General features: G+C 73.4%; 15 protein-coding genes and 1 pseudogene. 12 read left to right on the top strand and 4 right to left on the bottom strand.

Annotation, left to right across the window (positions count from 1 at the left end):
• Nucleotides 1–121 precede the first annotated feature (121 nt).
• The 5 genes from folP to ACRAS8_RS15665 all read left to right on the top strand — a co-directional run bounded on the left by folP (nt 122) and on the right by ACRAS8_RS15665 (nt 3,626).
• Entirely contained in the window at nt 122–1,048 is a 927-nt protein-coding gene (gene folP, locus ACRAS8_RS15685) for a dihydropteroate synthase (RefSeq protein ID WP_438486670.1), read from the top strand.
• Between the two features lie 5 nt (nt 1,049–1,053).
• Complete coding sequence (locus tag ACRAS8_RS15680; RefSeq protein ID WP_438486669.1) at nt 1,054–1,533, top strand: nuclear transport factor 2 family protein; 480 nt, start codon at nt 1,054–1,056, stop codon at nt 1,531–1,533.
• Nucleotides 1,534–1,915: 382 nt separating this feature from the next.
• Entirely contained in the window at nt 1,916–2,275 is a 360-nt protein-coding gene (folB, locus tag ACRAS8_RS15675; protein ID WP_016574864.1) for a dihydroneopterin aldolase, read from the top strand.
• Nucleotides 2,272–2,916 (top strand): 2-amino-4-hydroxy-6-hydroxymethyldihydropteridine diphosphokinase, encoded by a 645-nt coding sequence (gene folK, locus ACRAS8_RS15670; RefSeq protein WP_438486668.1) that lies wholly within the window; start codon nt 2,272–2,274, stop codon nt 2,914–2,916. Before folB ends, folK begins: the two co-directional genes overlap by 4 nt.
• Nucleotides 2,917–3,137: 221 nt before the next feature.
• On the top strand, nt 3,138–3,626 hold the full coding sequence (locus tag ACRAS8_RS15665) for a DUF3180 domain-containing protein (protein WP_438486667.1): 489 nt from the start codon (nt 3,138–3,140) through the stop codon (nt 3,624–3,626).
• 76 nt (nt 3,627–3,702) lie between these two features.
• On the opposite strand, the gene ACRAS8_RS15660 is transcribed toward ACRAS8_RS15665, so the two are convergent.
• Nucleotides 3,703–4,869, bottom strand: coding sequence for an ABC transporter ATP-binding protein (locus ACRAS8_RS15660; protein WP_438486666.1), 1,167 nt, complete (start codon nt 4,867–4,869; stop codon nt 3,703–3,705).
• A gap of 171 nt (nt 4,870–5,040) precedes the next feature.
• On the opposite strand from ACRAS8_RS15660, the gene ACRAS8_RS15655 reads away from it, so the two are divergent.
• The 4 genes and pseudogenes from ACRAS8_RS15655 to ACRAS8_RS15640 all read left to right on the top strand — a co-directional run bounded on the left by ACRAS8_RS15655 (nt 5,041) and on the right by ACRAS8_RS15640 (nt 9,111).
• Nucleotides 5,041–5,802, top strand: coding sequence for an ABC transporter permease (locus ACRAS8_RS15655; RefSeq protein WP_438486665.1), 762 nt, complete (start codon nt 5,041–5,043; stop codon nt 5,800–5,802).
• A gap of 2 nt (nt 5,803–5,804) precedes the next feature.
• Nucleotides 5,805–6,557, top strand: a pseudogene (locus ACRAS8_RS15650) (ABC transporter permease); the annotation flags it as partial.
• Nucleotides 6,558–6,797: 240 nt separating this feature from the next.
• On the top strand, nt 6,798–7,766 hold the full coding sequence (locus ACRAS8_RS15645) for an ABC transporter substrate-binding protein (protein WP_438486664.1): 969 nt from the start codon (nt 6,798–6,800) through the stop codon (nt 7,764–7,766).
• 64 nt (nt 7,767–7,830) lie between these two features.
• The gene (locus ACRAS8_RS15640; protein ID WP_438486663.1) at nt 7,831–9,111 is read left to right on the top strand and encodes a hypothetical protein; all 1,281 of its coding nucleotides are present in this window, start codon (nt 7,831–7,833) and stop codon (nt 9,109–9,111) included.
• Nucleotides 9,112–9,238: 127 nt separating this feature from the next.
• On the opposite strand, the gene ACRAS8_RS15635 is transcribed toward ACRAS8_RS15640, so the two are convergent.
• Nucleotides 9,239–10,381, bottom strand: a complete 1,143-nt coding sequence (locus tag ACRAS8_RS15635) for an NADH-quinone oxidoreductase subunit D (protein WP_438486662.1) — start codon at nt 10,379–10,381, stop codon at nt 9,239–9,241.
• Nucleotides 10,382–10,544: 163 nt separating this feature from the next.
• The gene (locus tag ACRAS8_RS15630; protein WP_438486661.1) at nt 10,545–11,798 is read right to left on the bottom strand and encodes an SAM-dependent methyltransferase; all 1,254 of its coding nucleotides are present in this window, start codon (nt 11,796–11,798) and stop codon (nt 10,545–10,547) included.
• 317 nt (nt 11,799–12,115) lie between these two features.
• Here ACRAS8_RS15630 and ACRAS8_RS15625 point away from each other — a divergent pair, with 317 nt between their 5' ends.
• A complete protein-coding gene (locus tag ACRAS8_RS15625) occupies nt 12,116–13,321 on the top strand; it encodes a sensor histidine kinase (RefSeq protein ID WP_438486660.1) in 1,206 nt (401 codons plus the stop codon).
• Between the two features lie 328 nt (nt 13,322–13,649).
• The gene (locus ACRAS8_RS15620) at nt 13,650–14,333 is read left to right on the top strand and encodes a response regulator (RefSeq protein ID WP_438486659.1); all 684 of its coding nucleotides are present in this window, start codon (nt 13,650–13,652) and stop codon (nt 14,331–14,333) included.
• A 195-nt stretch (nt 14,334–14,528) separates the two neighbouring features.
• Here ACRAS8_RS15620 and ACRAS8_RS15615 read toward each other — a convergent pair whose 3' ends face one another.
• On the bottom strand, nt 14,529–15,638 hold the full coding sequence (locus ACRAS8_RS15615) for a DUF5937 family protein (RefSeq protein ID WP_438486658.1): 1,110 nt from the start codon (nt 15,636–15,638) through the stop codon (nt 14,529–14,531).
• Between the two features lie 100 nt (nt 15,639–15,738).
• On the opposite strand from ACRAS8_RS15615, the gene ACRAS8_RS15610 reads away from it, so the two are divergent.
• A complete protein-coding gene (locus ACRAS8_RS15610; RefSeq protein ID WP_438486657.1) occupies nt 15,739–16,092 on the top strand; it encodes a hypothetical protein in 354 nt (117 codons plus the stop codon).
• Nucleotides 16,093–16,348 lie beyond the last annotated feature (256 nt).

The following is a 16,348-nucleotide window of genomic DNA, read 5'->3' as shown; positions in this document are numbered from 1 at the left end:
AGCCGCGCGGGCGGGCCGCCCGGGTGCCTGTCGACGGGTCCCCGGGCGGCCCGTCGGAGGGCGGGTCCGCGCAGTCGGCGGGGGCAATCCGGCCGGTCGGCACACGGCCTACGCTGGTGCCATGAGTACCTTGCGCGGCCGGGTGGCCGGACTGCCGGACTGGGACCGCTGCGCGGTGATGGGCGTCGTGAACGTGACGCCCGATTCGTTCTCCGACGGCGGCGAGTGGTTCGACACCGAGCTCGCCGTCAAACACGGTCTGGACCTGGTGGCCCAGGGCGCCGACATCGTCGACGTCGGCGGCGAGTCGACGCGGCCCGGCGCGCCCCGGGTGGACGAGGCCGAGGAGCTGCGCCGGGTCGTCCCGGTGGTGCGCGAGCTGGCCTCGGCGGGGGTGGTGGTCTCCGTCGACACCATGCGCGCCGCGGTGGCCGCGCAGGCCGTGGAGGCCGGCGCACGGCTGGTCAACGACGTCAGCGGCGGCCTGGCCGACCCGGCGATGGTGCCCACCGTCGCCGACCGCCACGTGCCGTTCGTGGTGATGCACTGGCGCGGCCAGTCGATCGACATGAACAACCGGGCGGTCTACGCCGACGTCGTCCGCGAGGTCGTCGACGAGCTGGCGGTGAGCCTGGAGCGCGCGGTCGCCGGCGGGGTCGACCCGGAGCGGATCATCGTCGACCCGGGACTGGGCTTCGCCAAGGAGGCGCCGCACGACCTGGCGCTGATCGCCCAGTTGAACCGGCTGCGGGCGCTTGGCCGACCGCTGCTGGTCGCCGCTTCGAGGAAACGGTTCCTGGGCAGGGTGCTGGCAGGCGGCGAGGGTGCCGCTCCACCGCCGGCCCGGGAGAGGGATGCCGCGACGGCGGCGGTGTCGGCGATCGTGGCGCGAGAGGGGGCCTGGGCGGTGCGGGTGCACGAGGTCAGGGCGAGCGCGGACGCGGTGCGGGTGGCCCGTGCCGTCGAGGACGCGGCGGGGGCCGCCGGGGGCGCCGGGGCGTTCGGCGCGGACCGGGTGGGCGGTACGACGACGACGGGGACGAAGTGAGCGGCTTGGGCCCACGGACGGACATCGAGCTGGTCGAGCAGGCGAACACCGCGCTGTACGAGACCATCGAGCGCGGCGACCACGAGGCGCTGTCCGAGCTGTGGCTGGACGGCCAGGTGAGTGTGGTCCACCCCGGGTGGCCGGTGCTGCGCGGGCGCGGCGAGGTGCTGCGCTCGTACGCCCTGATCATGGCGAACACCGAGTACATCCAGTTCTTCCTGACCGATGTGGAGATCGACGTCATCGGCGACACCGCGCTGGTGACGTGCACCGAGAACATCCTCAGCGGCGGTCCGGCCGAGGACGACGGCTCGGTGGGGCCGCTGATCGGCCAGCTGGTCGTGGCCACCAACGTCTTCAAGCGGACCGAGGACGGCTGGCGGGTCTGGTCGCACCACGGCTCGCCGGTGCTCGCGGACCGCGAGGACGACGACGGGGACGACGCCGACGAGGACGAGGAGGACGGGCCCGCCGGGCGGCTGTGAGCGCCGGGCGGGCGGTACGTCCCATTCCGCGGACGTGTGAGTGGCTTCACAGGTCTGTTCCTCAAGGGGCGCGCGCCGGCGTGCCCGGCGTCAGCGGCCCGGCCGGGGCGCACCCGTTCGAGCCAAGTGCGGCATGGGTAGGGGTGGGACGGGTGTGCACGGGTAAGAGGCCGCGCGGATGATCTCCCGCGCTCTGCCCGGCTGCCCGCGCGACCCGGCCTAGCAGCAGAACGGGGCCTTGTCCATAGCCCCCATGGGCGAGCACTGTCGGTGCTCGCAGGTAGATTCGAATGGGGCAGCGTCGCCGGACGGCTCTGGTTGCTGCCCGAATCCGACGAACAGTGGCGCCAGAGGTGCCGCCGGACCAGTGGGAGTGATTCGCGTGGATCGTGTCGCGCTGCGTGGGCTGAAGGCCAGAGGACACCACGGGGTGTTCCCCCGGGAACGCGAGGAAGGCCAGACCTTCATCGTCGACCTGGTCCTCGGCCTGGACACCCGCCCGGCGGCGGCCTCCGACGACCTCGCGAAGACCGTCCACTACGGCATCGTCGCCGAGGAGGTGGTGGCCGTCGTCGAAGGCGAGCCCGTCGACCTCATCGAGACCCTGGCGGAGCGCATCGCCGATCAGTGCCTGAAGCACGAGGGGGTGCAGGAGGTGGAAGTGGTGGTCCACAAGCCGGACGCACCGATCACCGTCCCCTTCGATGACGTGACCATCACCATCACTCGGAGCCGAGTATGAAAACCACCCACCAGCCGGCCCCCGCCACCTCCCGCGCCTCCCACACCGATCCGGTCAACGACCCGACCGTCCAGCCCGTGCCCGCCTCGGTGGTGGAGCAGGTGGACGCCGCGGACGTCACGCTCTCCAACCCCAAGCGCGCGGTGATCTCGCTGGGCAGCAACCTCGGCAACCGCCTGGAGACGCTCCAGGGCGCCGTCGACGCGCTGGAGGACACCCCGGGCGTCCGCGTCAAGGCGGTCTCCCCGGTGTACGAGACCGAGCCGTGGGGCGTCGACCCCGCCTCCCAGCCCTCGTACTTCAACGCCGTGGTGCTGATCAAGACGACGCTGCCGCCGGAGTCCCTCCTGGAGCGCGGGCACGCCATCGAGGAAGCCTTCGAGCGGGTGCGGGACGAGCGCTGGGGCCCGCGCACCATCGACGTCGACATCCTCGCCTACCAGGACGTGCGGTCCGACGATCCGCGGCTGACGCTGCCGCACCCGCGCGCCCACGAGCGGGCGTTCGTCCTGGTGCCGTGGCACGACATCGACCCGGAGGCGGAGGTTCCGGGCCGCGGTGCGGTGGCCGCGCTGCTGGCGGCGGTCGGCAGCGAGGGTGTGAACCTCCGGGCGGACCTGGAACTGCGGCTGCCGGAGTAGTCGTTAGGGTTGCGGGCCGGCCGCGTACGGCGGCGATGCGTCCGGGACGGCGGAAGCGCTGGTGTACTGGCGCGAGGACGCCGGCGGCGGCGCGGGCACGCGTGCGCGGGCGGCCGGACGGACACGACGGATACGGCGGCCGCACCGGTGCGTGCGGCCATGAGAGCGGACCCGGTCATCGCGGCACCGATGACCGGGACGGTGCGAGGGGCGATCGCTCGGTGAAGCAACTACGGATCAAGGTCCTGGTCGGGCTGTTCGTGGTGGCCGGGATCCTGGCCTGGGCGGGCGCCCGGTTGTGGGACTCCTTCGGGACCCTGCCCGGAGTGCCGGTGGCGGCGCCCATCGTGCTGGCGCTGATCGCCGCGGTGCTGGCCGCCACCGCCGTGTCGCTGCGGGCCCGGCTGCGGGCGCAGCGCGAGCGGCGGCCCGGCGCCAAGGGCGTCGATCCGCTGGTGGCCGCGCGGGCGGTGGTCTTCGGCCAGGCGAGCGCCCTGGTGGCCTCGCTGGTCGCGGGCCTGTACGGCGGCGTCGGGGTCTTCCTGGTGACGGCGGGGGTGGACGGCGCGCGGCGCACCCAGGCGGTGTACGCGGGCTTCTCGGTGCTGGCCGGGGCGGCCGTGGTCGCCGCGGCGATCTTCCTGGAGCGGGTCTGCAAGCTGCCGGAGGGCGAGGACGACGGCGAGGGCCCCGGGGCGGCGCGGACGTGACGGGTGCCCCGGCCGGGCCGCGCGGATCCGGCCGGGGCCCGGCCGCGGTTCTTCAGGTCCGCTGTCAGGCCCGCTTTCAGACCCGCGGAACGGTGTCCAGGGCGACCTCGTCGCGCGCGAGGTCGGCGGCGTCCGCGGTGGTGGCGCGGCGCAGCGCCCCGTGCAGTGCGGCGGGCGTGAGGACGCCGCGGTAGCGGTCGCCGTCGAGGACCGCGAGCCAGCCCGCGTCGTGCTGGAGCAGCGTGCTCAGCGCCTGCCGGAGCGGGGTGCCGAGCCGCACCGCCTCGGCCATCGGGCGGGCCCGGCCGCGGACGGTGGCGGGGCCGTCCGCGGCGTCGGTGAGCGCCTCGGCCGCCACCCAGCCGTAGGGCGTCCCGTCGGCGTCCAGGACGACGGCCCAGGGGGCGCCGGCGGCGGCGAGCGCCCCGGCGGCCCGCGCGGCCGGGTCGTCCAGGCGGACCACCGGCGGCTCTTCGAGGTCGGCGGCCTCCACGGGGGTGACCGCGAGCCGCTTCAGACCGCGGTCCGCGCCCACGAACTCCGCGGTGTACGGGGTCGCCGGGGCGCCCAGGACCGTCGCCGGGGTGTCCAGCTGCTCGATCCGCCCGGAGCCGTAGACGGCGATGCGGTCGCCGAGCCGGACCGCCTCCTCGATGTCGTGGGTGACGAAGAGCACTGTCTTGTGGAGCGTGGACTGCAGGCGCAGGAACTCGTTCTGGAGGTGCTCGCGGACGACCGGGTCGACCGCGCCGAACGGTTCGTCCATCAGCAGCACGGGCGGGTCGGCGGCCAGGGCGCGGGCGACGCCGACGCGCTGCCGCTGGCCGCCGGAGAGCTGGTCGGGATAGCGGTCGCCGTAGACGGACGGGTCCAGGCCGACCAGGTCGAGGAGTTCGGCGGCGCGGGCCCGGGCGGCCTTGCGCGGGCGGCCGAGGAGGTGCGGGACGGTGGCGGTGTTGTCCAGCACGGTCCTGTGGGGGAAGAGCCCGACCTGCTGGATCACGTAGCCGATGCGGCGGCGGAGTTCGACGGGGTCGGCGTCGGCGATGTCCTCGCCGTCGAGGAGGATCCGGCCTTCGGTGGGCTCGATGAGCCGGTTCACCATCTTCATCGTGGTCGTCTTGCCGCAGCCCGACGGGCCGACGAGGGTGATGAGTTCGCCCTCGGCGACCTCGAAGGAGAGGTCGTCGACGGCCGTGGTGCCGTCGGCGTAGCGCTTGGTGACGTGCTCGAAGCGGATCATGCATTCCCCCTGTGTGGACGGGCCCATTGTGTACGTGTCGTGCGCACGTGCCGTGAACGCGGTGTTGCGAGTGGAGACCGGGCCGCGGCGATTGTCAGTGGTGGGGGTTAGGGTCGCAGACAGTCACCACGGTATCGGCGAGCGGGGGAGGTGACGGCGGTGGAGGCACCGGTGCGTGCGGCCGAAGTGCTGACGGGCAATCAGGTATTGGCGCAGGGCGGTCCGGGCTGCCTGGAGCGGAACGACTGGATCTGCGGCGAGTATCTCCGCACCCGGAGCCAGGAGTTGATCGACGCCACGCTCCAGCACCTCGGCATCACGGTCGTGTCGGTGCTCCTCGGGTTGCTGGTCGCCTTTCCGCTGGCGCTGCTGGCGCGGCACCGGCGGGGCGTCGCGGGCCCGGTCCTGGGGCTGACGACGGTGCTGTACACGGTGCCGTCGCTGGCGATGTTCGCGCTGCTGACGCCGGTCTTCGGGGTCTCACCCTCGGTCGTCGTCACGGGCCTGGTGCTGTATTCGCTGACGATCCTGGTGCGCAACATCCTCGCCGGCCTGGACGCCGTCCCCACCGAGGTGCGGGAGGCCGCCCGCGGGATGGGATACGGCCCGGCCCGGCTACTGTTCGAGGTCGAACTCCCCCTCGCGCTCCCGGCGTTGGTGGCCGGCGTGCGGATCGCCACGGTCTCGTCGGTGGCGATGACGACCATCGGCTCGGTGGTGGGCTACGGCGGCCTGGGCAATCTCATAGCCAGCGGCCTGGAGGGCTTCTTCAAGGCCGAGGTACTGACCGCGTCGGTGCTGTGCGTGCTGCTGGCCCTGGTGGCGGATCTGCTCCTGCTCGGCGTGCAGCGACTGCTGACGCCGTGGACACGGGCACGGTCCGGGGGCCGCCGGGTGCGGCGCGGTGCGGCCGTGGCGAAGGCGGTGGGGTGAGCGTGGACGCGATCACGGGTGCCTGGCAGTGGCTGGCCACGGCCGCCAACTGGGCCGGGGAGAAGGGCGTATGGCACCGCCTCGGCGAGCATCTCTGGCTGAGCGGGCTCTGCCTGCTGCTGTCCTGCCTGCTGGCCCTGCCGGTGGCGCTGTGGCTCGGGCACCTCGGCAAGGGCGGCGCGCTGGCGGTCAACCTCTCCAATGTGGGGCGCGCGGTGCCGACCTTCGCGGTCCTGGTGCTGCTGACGCTCAGTCCGCTGGGGACGCACGGCGACTGGCCGACGATCATCGCGCTGGTGCTGTTCGCGGTGCCGCCGCTGCTGACCAACGTCCATCTGGGCATACGGGAGGCGGACCGCGACGTGGTCGAGGCCGCCCGGGGGATGGGCATGTCGGGGCCGCAGCTGCTGCTGCGGGTGGAGATACCGCTCGCCTACCCGCTGATCATGACGGGACTGCGGTCGGCGGCGGTCCAGGTGGTGGCCACGGCGACGCTGGCCGCAATGGCCGGCGGCGGGGGCCTGGGCCGCATCATCACCGCCGGCTTCGGCAACTACGACACCGCGCAGGTGGTGGCCGGCGCGGTCCTGGTGGCACTGCTGGCCCTGCTGGTGGAGGGGGTGCTGGTGCTGCTGGACCGGGCCTTCGACCCGATGCGGGGGCGGCGGCGCGCACCGCGCGGGAGCGCACCGGCCCCGGGGCCGGCCGTCAACCCTCAGGCCACGTCCGGCGTTTCCCCGGCCGAGGCCGGGAGTCACTCCCGGGCAGGCACGCTCGCCGCGGCGGGCGACGACGCCGGTCCGGCCGGTCCGTCCAGTAGGGCTGGTACGGCCGCGGCCGGTACGGGCGCCGCCGGCCGGCCCGCCGAGGGCGCGCACCGGACCCCGCCCGGCCCGCCTCCCGGGCGGACGACGGAAGTGTGACGACAGGGCCCGCCCGGCCCCGACCCGAGACGTCTCGACCGACCTGACCCCGAACGGACGGAGTGGATTTCCATGAGCAGCACAGCACGTACGGCCCGCACGGCGCGTACCGCGCTCGCCGCGGGGACGGTGGTGGCGCTGGCCGCCGGGCTGGCCGCATGCGGCGGGCAGAGCCTGGAGCAGAAGGGCGGCAAGGGCGGAGGGAAAGGCGAGATCGTCATCGGCTCGGCGGGCTTCACCGAGTCGAAGGTGCTCGCCGAGATCTATGCGCGGGTCCTGGCCGATGCCGGTTACCACCCACGGGTTCAGACGCTGGCCAATCGCGAGCTGTATGAACCGGCCCTGGAGAAGGGCCAGATCGACGTCGTTCCGGAATACGCCTCCACCCTCGCGGAATTCCTCAACGCGAAGAAGAACGGCCCCAAGGCGAAGCCCGTGGCCTCCAGTGACATCGGCAAGACCGTCACGGAGCTGAAGAAGCTGGCCGGGCCGCGCGGACTGAAGGTGCTGCCGGCAGGTGCGGCCACCGACCAGAACGCCTTCGCGGTGACCAAGGAATTCGCCGCCAAGAACACGCTCAAGACACTGTCCGACCTGGGCCGTTCTCATCAGAAGGTCAAACTCGCCGCGGGCGAGGAGTGCGAGACGCGGGTGTTCTGCAAGCCCGGTCTGGAGAAGGCTTACGGCATCACCGTCGCGGGCATCGACCCCAAGGGCGTGGGGACCCCGCAGGCCAAGCAGGCGGTCAAGGACGGCACCGACCAACTTGTGCTGACCACGACCACGGACGCCACTCTCGACAACTTCGGTCTGGTGCTTCTCCAGGACGACAAGAAGCTGCAGAACGCCGACAATGTGCTGCCGGTGCTGAATGCCAAGAGCGCCGGTGACAAGGAGATCGAGGCCGCGCTCAACAAGATCACGAAGACGCTCACCACCGAGGACTTGATCAACTTGAACCGCAAGATCGATGCCGAGCGCCTGAAGCCCGCCGATGTGGCGCAGGCGTATTTGGAGTCCAAGGGGCTGGTCAAGAAGTAACCAGCGGGGAACGGATCCGTATGCGGGGCCCCATAGGTCTCGCACGCACGGTAAGTTTCTGGCCATGCCACGAGGACGCCACCGCCATTCCCCACCCCTCCACCGGCTGCTTCCTCCATCGACGGTCGCCGGTGCGTCAATTGCCTGCGCCACGGGCGCGTGGTTCGTCGGCGACGACCTCGTGCAACGGGTGCTCGCCGCCGGTGCCGCGGCCGCCGCGGTCACCGGCGCCGTCCTGCTGCGGACCTGGGACCGCAAGGCCGGCAAGCGGGTCGCCGAGCTGACCCGGGCCCGGGCGCGCGACGAGTGGCGCACCGAGGAACGCATCGCGGAGCTGGAGACGGACATCGAGGAGGCGCGCGAGATCCGCGCCGCGCTGGACACCAAGCTCCGCGCCAAGCGCGCCGAACTCGCCCGGCTGCGCAGCGAGCACGCCGCTCTGCTGCGCCGCTACGCCAACGCCGAGACCGAGCGGGCCAGCGCCCTGGAGGGCCGCCGGCTGCTCGCCATCGAGACCGGGCAGCCGGGCGCCGACGGCGGGCTCGTCCCGGCCCGCCGCGAGCCGGCGACCGGCGGCGGCCGCCCGGTGCCGGACGCCAGGAAGGCGGACGGCGCGGCCGGGTCCCGTCCCACCGCCACGTTCGCGGAGGCGGACCGCGCGCTGCGCGAGCTGGCCCGCAACGCCGCCCGGCAGTGCGCCGCCGCACAGACCGCCGGCCGGCCCGACACCGGCGCTCAAGGACAACCCGAGGCCGCCGGCCAGGAGAAACCCGAGGCGACCGGCCAGGGGAAGCCAGGGGCGGCCGCCGCACAGGGGGTGGGCGGATCCGCGCTCCGCCCGGTGCCGGCCGCCGCCGCGATCGCCCCGGCCCGCCCCACCGTGCCCCGCACGCTCGGCGGCTTCGACTTCTTCGGCAACGCCACCGTCCCCCGCAACGAGCTGCCCGCGCCGCTGGAGGAGGACCTGGCGGACGTCGTCGGCGACGAGGCGGTAGCCGAGCAGTCGGCGCGCGCCAAGGCCCGTACGGACGCCCGCACGGAGGCTCGTACGGACGCCCGCGCGGTGCGTACGGAGACCGAGGGCTCTGAGGACTCCGGAGATTCCGGGGACTCCGCGGGCTCTGGCTCCGGGGACTCCGAGGACTCCGAGCACGGCGGCATAGACGGGCGCGAGGCATCCGGAGAGGAGACCTCCGGCGAAGCGGCCTCCGGCGATGACGCGGCGCCCGGTGGCGTGGTCGCCGACGGGGAGACGACGCACGGCGCCGGCGAGGTCATCGACCTGACCGCCCACGACGAGACCGAGCAGCTCGACCTCGCCGAACTGCGCAGCGCCATCTCCTGAACGCCGGAAGGCGGTAGCAGGAGAACGCAGGGCAGTCGAAGGCGGTAGAACGTAGCGAGCGGCGGGGAGGTGCCCGCCCATCCACAGCCTGTGGATGGGCGGGCACCTCCCCGCCGCCTACTTGTGCCTACTTGTCGATGTCGCCGACCACGAAGAACATCGACCCCAGGATGGCGACCATGTCGGCGACCAGGGTCCCCGGGAGCAGCTCCGTCAGCACCTGGATGTTGTTGTACGACGCGGAGCGCAACTTCAGGCGGTACGGGGTCTTCTCGCCCTTGGAGACCAGGTAGTAGCCGTTGATGCCGAGCGGGTTCTCGGTCCAGGCGTAGGTCGTGCCCTCGGGGGCCTTGAGGACCTTCGGCAGCCGCTGGTTGATCGGGCCGGGCGGCAGCTGCGCGATCCGGTCCAGGCAGGCGTCCGCGAGGTCGAGGGAGTTGTGCGTCTGCTCCAGCAGGCACTCGAAGCGGGCCAGGCAGTCGCCCTCCTCCCTGGTGACGACCTTGAGCGTGGACCCCAACTCGCCGTACGCGAGATACGGCTCGTCGCGCCGCAGGTCGAAGTCGACGCCGGACGCGCGGGCGATCGGCCCGGAGACGCCGTAGGCGTGCACCGCCTCACGGGCCAGCACGCCGACGCCCCGGGTACGGCCGCGGAAGATCTCGTTCCCCAGGACCAGGTTGTCGAAGACGTCCATACGGGAGCGGACGTCCGCGACGGCCTGCCGGGCCCGGCCGAGCCAGCCGGCGGGCAGGTCCTCCTTGAGGCCGCCGACCCGGTTGAACATGTAGTGCATCCGCCCGCCGGAGATCTCCTCCATGACGGTCTGAAGCTCCTCGCGCTCCCGGAACGCGTGGAAGACCGGAGTGATCCCGCCGAGCTCCAGCGGGTACGAGCCGAGGAACATCAGGTGGTTCAGGACGCGGTTCAGCTCGGCGAGCAGCGTGCGCGTCCACACCGCGCGCTCGGGCACCTCCATGCCCAGCATCCGCTCGACGCCGAGCACCACGCCCAGCTCGTTGGAGAACGCCGACAGCCAGTCGTGGCGGTTGGCGAGCATGATGATCTGGCGGTAGTCGCGGGCCTCGAAGAGCTTCTCCGCGCCGCGGTGCATATAGCCGATCACCGGCTCGGCATGCCGGATGCGCTCGCCGTCCAGGACGAGGCGCAGCCGCAGCACGCCGTGCGTGGAGGGATGCTGCGGGCCGATGTTCAGCACCATGTCGGTGCTCTCCGCCGCGCCGCCGATGCCGACCGTCGTCTCCGTCATGGGGACAGTGTCGCAGGGCGGGACGATGCGGAGCGGCGCGGTCCGTGGTGTGGAACGGGGGCGGCCGAGGGGTGGGCTGTGCAGGCGGGCCGTGTCTCTGGGGCGTGGTGGTGTTGTGCTCCGGGGCCTGGTGGTGCCGCGTGGTGGTCTCGCGTTCGGGGCGTCAGTCGGCGGTGCGGTCGGTGGTGCTGTCGGCGGTGCTGTGGGTGTTGCTCTCGGCGTCGGCGGCGAGCAGTCCCGCGCAGGCGGTGCCGCCGACCGGTTCCAGCAGCCAGCCGAAGGCGCCCAGGCCCGCCGGATCGGTCAGTTCCGCCGCGTCACCGGCCGCGCCGAGCGCGCGTACGTAGCCGGCCGGGTCGGTCGTGGCCAGGGAGAGCGGCGGGCGGCGGCCGGTCACCCCGAGGACGTGCAGCGCGGTGCGCTGGGTCAGCTGCTCGGCACCCGGGCCGGCACACGCGTCCAGCGCGACGTGCGCGGTGAGGTCGCAGCTGCCGTCCGGGACGGGCTGGACCTCGCGGCCCGCGCGGAAGCCGGTGAGGGTGCCGAAGGGCGGCCGGCCGGCGCGCCGGTGGGCGTAGTCGACGGCGACCGCGAGCCCGGCGCGCAGGGTGCGGCGGGCGCGCGCCCAGGCGGCGTCCCGGGGGCGGCCGATCTCGGCGCGCAGCCCGGGGGCGGGGCGGTCGGCAGCTCCCGGCGTGGCGCGCGGCCACCAGCGGGCGAGCCACTCCGCGTCCGGGCCGTCGACCGGCGGGCCGAGCCGTTCCGTGCCGTCGGCCCGTACCAGGACCCGGCGCGGTACGCCGTCGGCGTCGGTCTCGACGATGTCCAGCGGGACGTTGTCCAGCCATTCGTTGGCGAAGAGCAGTCCGGTGAGCGAGCCCGGTGCGGGCAGGTCGGCGCGCCAGGCGATGCGGGGGTCGAGGCCCTCGGGACGTGCGGCGCGTTCGACGGCATACGGGCGCAGCCGCCCGGCCGTCTCCTCGGGGAGGGCCGCCAGCACACCGGTCAACAGCTCGCCGTGGCCCGCGCCGACGTCCACCAGGGCCAGCTCGTCCGGATGCCCGAGGGCGGCGTCGACCCGGCGGAGGAGGGCGGCGACGGCGCCGGCATACAGCGGGGAGACGTGGACGGAGGTGCGGAAGTGGCCGGCGGGGCCGGGGCCGCCGGGACGGGTGTAGAAGCCGTCCGGGCCGTAGAGCGCCTGCTCGGCCGCCTCCCGCCAGCTACGCCAGGGGGAGTGGTGGGGGGTGGAGGCGGGTGCGGTGGGGGTGGCCGGTTCGGCGGGGGTGGCGGCTGTGGCCGGTCCGGCGGGGCGGGGGGCGTCGGCCGGCTCCCGTCGGGCCTGCCGGTGCTCGTTCGCCGCCGAACCGCGTCCCTGTCCCTGTCCCGCTGTCGTCCGTCGTCCCTCTGTCGTCACGGCACCACGGTACGGGGACCGGCGCGGCCCGTACGTGGAGGCAGGCACAGACCCGTACGGGGCGGTCGGCGGCACCGGGCGTCGACCCGTGGTGGGGCGGTCGGCCTGCGGTATGACCCGGTCCGGGGAGGAAACCCCTGGTCGTGGGCGTATTCCCGCGGACGGCACGGGCCCGCCGGGGCAGCGTGACCGCGGATCAACCCCAGGGCCGAAGCAATTGGCGCAGACCGCCTCCACCTAGCGGAGTAGGCCCCCTCGGAGAGGATCGCCCCTCCGGTTGACTCTTCTCTCTCCTCGCGCTGCCTACGCTGGGTTACGTGCAGCGCCTCTATGACTTCCTCCGCAGGCACCCGACGGGAGTGGACAGCTTCTGGGCTTTCCTCCTCTTCGGGATCACCGGGTTGTGGGTCATCTCCCAGCCGGGCCTCGCGGGCAAGGCCATCGGCCTGCTCATCGCCGTCGGCCTGTGCCTGGTCATCGCCCTGCGCCGGAAGTACCCGGTCAAGATGCTGCTGCTGACCATCGCCCTCGGCGTGGGCCAGCTGATCCTGAACGTCCCGCCCAACCCAGGCGACTTCTCGATGATGGTGATCGTCTACACCGTCGCCTCGGAGACCTCGGCCCGCCGCTGGGCCGCACGCCTCGCACTGGCCGCCGCGCTGATCGGCCCCGTGCTGTCCCAGCTCCGCTTCCGGGGCGGCCCCGCCCACCTGCCGCTCTGGGCCGTGCTCTTCTTCATGGCGCTGCTCACCGTGCCGTTCGTCCTGGCCTGGGTGCTCGGCGACTCGATCCGCACCCGCCGGGCCTACTGGGCGCAGCTGGAGGAGAAGGCCACCCGCCTGGAGAAGGAGCGCGAGGCCCAGGCCCGGATCGCGGTCGCGGCCGAGCGCGCCCGGATCGCCCGCGAGCTGCACGACGTCGTCGCGCACAACGTCTCGGTGATGGTCGTCCAGGCCGACGGCGCCGCGTATGTCCTCGACGCCGCGCCCGACCAGGCCCGGCAGGCGCTGGAGACGATCTCCGGTACGGGCCGGCAGGCGCTCGCCGAGATGCGCCGGCTGCTGGGCGTGCTGCGCACCGGTGAGCAGGCCGAGGGCGAGGAGTATGTGCCCCAGCCCGGCGTCGAGCAGCTCGCCGACCTCATAGACCAGGTCCGGGGCGCGGGACTGCCGGTCGACTTCCGGGTCGTCGGCGAGTCGCGCCCGCTGCCCAGCAGCGTCGAGCTGACCGCGTACCGCATCGTCCAGGAGGCGCTGACCAACACCCGCAAGCACGGCGGCCCCGGCGTCAGCGCCACCGTCCGCCTCACCTACCGGGACGACGACCTCGATCTGCTCGTCGAGGACGACGGCCGGGGCGCGCAGCACGAGCTCTACGAGGCGGGCGGCGCGGACGGGCTCGGCCACGGCCTGATCGGCATGCGCGAGCGGGTGGGCATGGTCGGCGGAATCCTCGACGCCGGTCCCCGCCCTGGCGGCGGATTCCGGGTCAACGCCGTACTGCCGCTCAAGGCGGAGCGGTGAGCAGGCCGCCCTCGGTACGGGCCTGGGTCCGGTGCACGGAGGATCGGTGCACGGATTCTCGGGCGGGCGGGGCCGGGGTCGAGGCCGGGACTGGGACCGGCGCCGGGGTCGAGTCCGGGTCGGGGGCGGGGGCCTGGGACCAGCGGCCTCAGGCCCGCCCGCTCCAGACCCGTCCATCCTGGCATCGTCCGCTCCAGACGCGTTCGCCCCAACCGCTTCAACGGCTCCAACCGCTCCGATCGTCCCAACGGCACCAGCCAGCCCAACTGCTCCTACCACCCCAGCCGACCCCGCCGGCCCCGCCGACCCGTGAAGGGATTCCCCTGCCATGACCATCCGCGTGTTGCTCGTCGACGACCAGGTGCTGCTGCGCACCGGCTTCCGGATGGTGCTGGCCGCACAACCGGACATGGAGGTCGTCGCCGAGGCCGGCGACGGGGCGGAGGCCCTGGAGGTGCTGCGTTCCACCGAAGTGGACGTGATCCTCATGGACGTCCGTATGCCGCGCCTCGACGGGGTCGAGGCGACCCGCCGGATCTGCGGGGGCGTTCAGCCGGAAGGCGCCCCGAAGGTGCTCATCCTGACCACCTTCGACCTGGACGAGTACGCCTTCTCCGCGCTGAAGGCCGGAGCCAGCGGCTTCATGCTCAAGGACGTCCCGCCGAACGAACTCCTCGCCGCGATCAGGGCGGTGCACAGCGGGGACGCGGTGGTCGCCCCGTCCACCACCCGCCGCCTCCTCGACCGCTTCACGCCCATGCTGCCCAACACCGGCGGCGAGCCCGCGCGGCCCGAGCTGGGGCGGCTGACCGAGCGCGAGCGCGAGGTGCTGCTGCTCGTCGCGCAGGGGCTGTCGAACGGTGAGATCGCGGCGCGGCTGGTGCTGTCCGAGGCCACGGTCAAGACCCATGTGGGCCGGATCCTGACGAAGCTGAGCCTGCGGGACCGGGTCCAGGCGGTGGTGCTCGCCTATGAGACGGGGCTGGTCCGGGCCGGGGGCGCCGGGGCGTAGCGCGTCGGGGAGGTGGCGGACGGGCGGGGCGGGCCGGCCAGTGGCGGCGGGTCGCCGGACCCGGCTGGGCAGTGCGCCGGCTGTTCGTGCCGGCGCCGCCCTGGGCCGCCCTGCGCTGCTCACGTCCCTGCGGCTTCTCTGCCCCCCCGCCTGGGCTGACGGGCTGGCTGCCGTCTGTCTGCCGGTGCCCACCCCTCAGCGCAGCACGCCCTCCAGGAAGTCGCTGCCCAGCCGGGCCACCACCTGGAGATCCAGCTGGTGGAGGACGTAACGGCCGCGTCGCCGGGTCTGCAGCAGCCCCGCCTTCTTCAGTACCGCGATATGCCGCGACACCTCCGGCGCCGTGATGCCGAACGCGGTCGCCAACTCGCCCGTGGTGTGCGGCCCGCGCGAGAGAGAGCGGCACAGCCGCATCCGCATCGGGTGGCCGAGCGCCTCCAGCCGCTGCTGGACGAGTTCCAGCGTGGCGTGCGCGGGCAACTCCGGGCTGGCGACCGGGTATTGGATCACCGGACGCCAGCCGGGGGCATGGCTGAACAGCAGGTGCGGCCAGCCGAACGACGTCGGCAGGAAGGTGACGCCGGGGTCGGCGGGGTCGGCATAGGCCGTCGTGCGCCCGCTGGCCAGCTTGTCGACCAGGATCCGGGTGCTTCCGCCGCCGTCCTGTGCCTCGTCCAGCGTCAACGCCCGCGAGGTCGCGGTCAGTGTCTCGGCCAGGCCCTTGCGGCGCAGCAGTTCGGTCTTGTGGCGGGCGTCGGTGGCCAGTTGGATGCCCACCCGCCGCCAGATGTCCCCGAAGAAGGCGTCCTCGCAGTCCTGGAACAGACGGCGCAGCCACACCCGCAGGCCGTCGGGGTCGGTCAGCATACGGTCCGTGAAGGCTGCCTGGCGCGGGCCGCGAGCCGCCGCCATCTCCCGTACGCGCGCCCGCTCACCCGCGTCGACCAGGGGCGACGGCGTGGGGCGGGTGTACCGGGGCGAGCAGTTGATCTCGAAGAAGGCGGCCACGAACCGCTCGTCGTCGATCTGGTCCAGCTGGTCCAGCTCCTCTGCCAGCGACGCCCCGGGGTGGGCGGGCAGCAGGATGTCGGAGCGGGAGGACCGCCACAGGAAGTCCGCCTCGCACAGCCGGTCCGCGAGGTCGGTCTTCAGCCCGGCGTTGGTCGCGGTGACCCAGCCGTGCAGGCCCGGGTGGTGGCCCGGCTCGGACAGCGCGTGCAGCGCCGCACTCAGCTCGGCCAGCGGCGAGGGCGCGAAGACGAGACGCTCCGGCGGCAGCCCGGTGATGTCGATGACGTTGGCCATGTACCCATCATGCGCGAGGCCGTGACCTGCGGTGTCGTCGATTGACGGCTCTCGTCAATCGACGCGCCAGGGGCGGCCCGGCCGCCCCACAGTGAGAGCCATGAACGCCATGCAGCAGCACCTCCTCGACAGCTACCGCGCCGCCCAGCGAGGCGAGGCCGCCCCGCCCGCCCCGGACGCGGCCGTCGTCCGTACCGCCCGGGAGATCCGGCAGTGGCGCCGCTTCCAGGCCGTGGTCACCGACCCCGCGGAACGCTGGTGGGGCCGCGAGGGACGGCTCGCTCGCCGGGGGGCGGCACTTTTCGGCCGCGGCTTCCGAACCTTGAACGCCGGCCCCGCCGCCCCCTCCCGCCCCGCCCCCGCCCCCTCCCACCCCACCCCTGCCCACCCCACCCCCACCAAGCCCCACGCCGAGCACATGCACACGCACCACGCAGGAACGCCCTGCACCTGAGCCCCGCCTCAGACACCGGCCGTACCCGCGCGCCGACAATGCAACGGCCCTCACCAGGCGAAACAAGCCCAAGCCAAGCAATCCCAGACCGGACAAGCTCAGACCAGGCAAGTCCTGGACCAGACCAGCCCAGACCGAGCCACGCCGGACTCGACCAGGCCACGCCGGCACAAGCGGCCAGTCTCGACTCGGCAGATCAGGCCCAACGCACCGGGCGACGACGCATCGCACCACGCCAACACCGCCCGCCCGGCAC

Origin of the sequence: Streptomyces sp. S186, assembly GCF_051603415.1 — a bacterium.
Taxonomy (GTDB): domain Bacteria; phylum Actinomycetota; class Actinomycetes; order Streptomycetales; family Streptomycetaceae; genus Streptomyces.
Note: the sequence above shows the minus strand (reverse complement) of the source record. Positions and strands in the feature narration are given on the sequence as shown.

Bases quoted from the DNA above. Each gene is read 5' to 3' on its own strand.
- folK (WP_438486668.1), top strand. From the start codon at position 2,272: ATGAAAACCACCCACCAGCCGGCCCCCGCCACCTCCCGCGCCTCCCAC.
- ACRAS8_RS15615 (WP_438486658.1), bottom strand. From the start codon at position 15,638: ATGGCCAACGTCATCGACATCACCGGGCTGCCGCCGGAGCGTCTCGTC.
- ACRAS8_RS15640 (WP_438486663.1), top strand. From the start codon at position 7,831: ATGCCACGAGGACGCCACCGCCATTCCCCACCCCTCCACCGGCTGCTT.
- ACRAS8_RS15635 (WP_438486662.1), bottom strand. From the start codon at position 10,381: ATGACGGAGACGACGGTCGGCATCGGCGGCGCGGCGGAGAGCACCGAC.
- ACRAS8_RS15660 (WP_438486666.1), bottom strand. From the start codon at position 4,869: ATGATCCGCTTCGAGCACGTCACCAAGCGCTACGCCGACGGCACCACG.
- ACRAS8_RS15610 (WP_438486657.1), top strand. From the start codon at position 15,739: ATGAACGCCATGCAGCAGCACCTCCTCGACAGCTACCGCGCCGCCCAG.
- ACRAS8_RS15645 (WP_438486664.1), top strand. From the start codon at position 6,798: ATGAGCAGCACAGCACGTACGGCCCGCACGGCGCGTACCGCGCTCGCC.
- folP (WP_438486670.1), top strand. From the start codon at position 122: ATGAGTACCTTGCGCGGCCGGGTGGCCGGACTGCCGGACTGGGACCGC.
- ACRAS8_RS15620 (WP_438486659.1), top strand. From the start codon at position 13,650: ATGACCATCCGCGTGTTGCTCGTCGACGACCAGGTGCTGCTGCGCACC.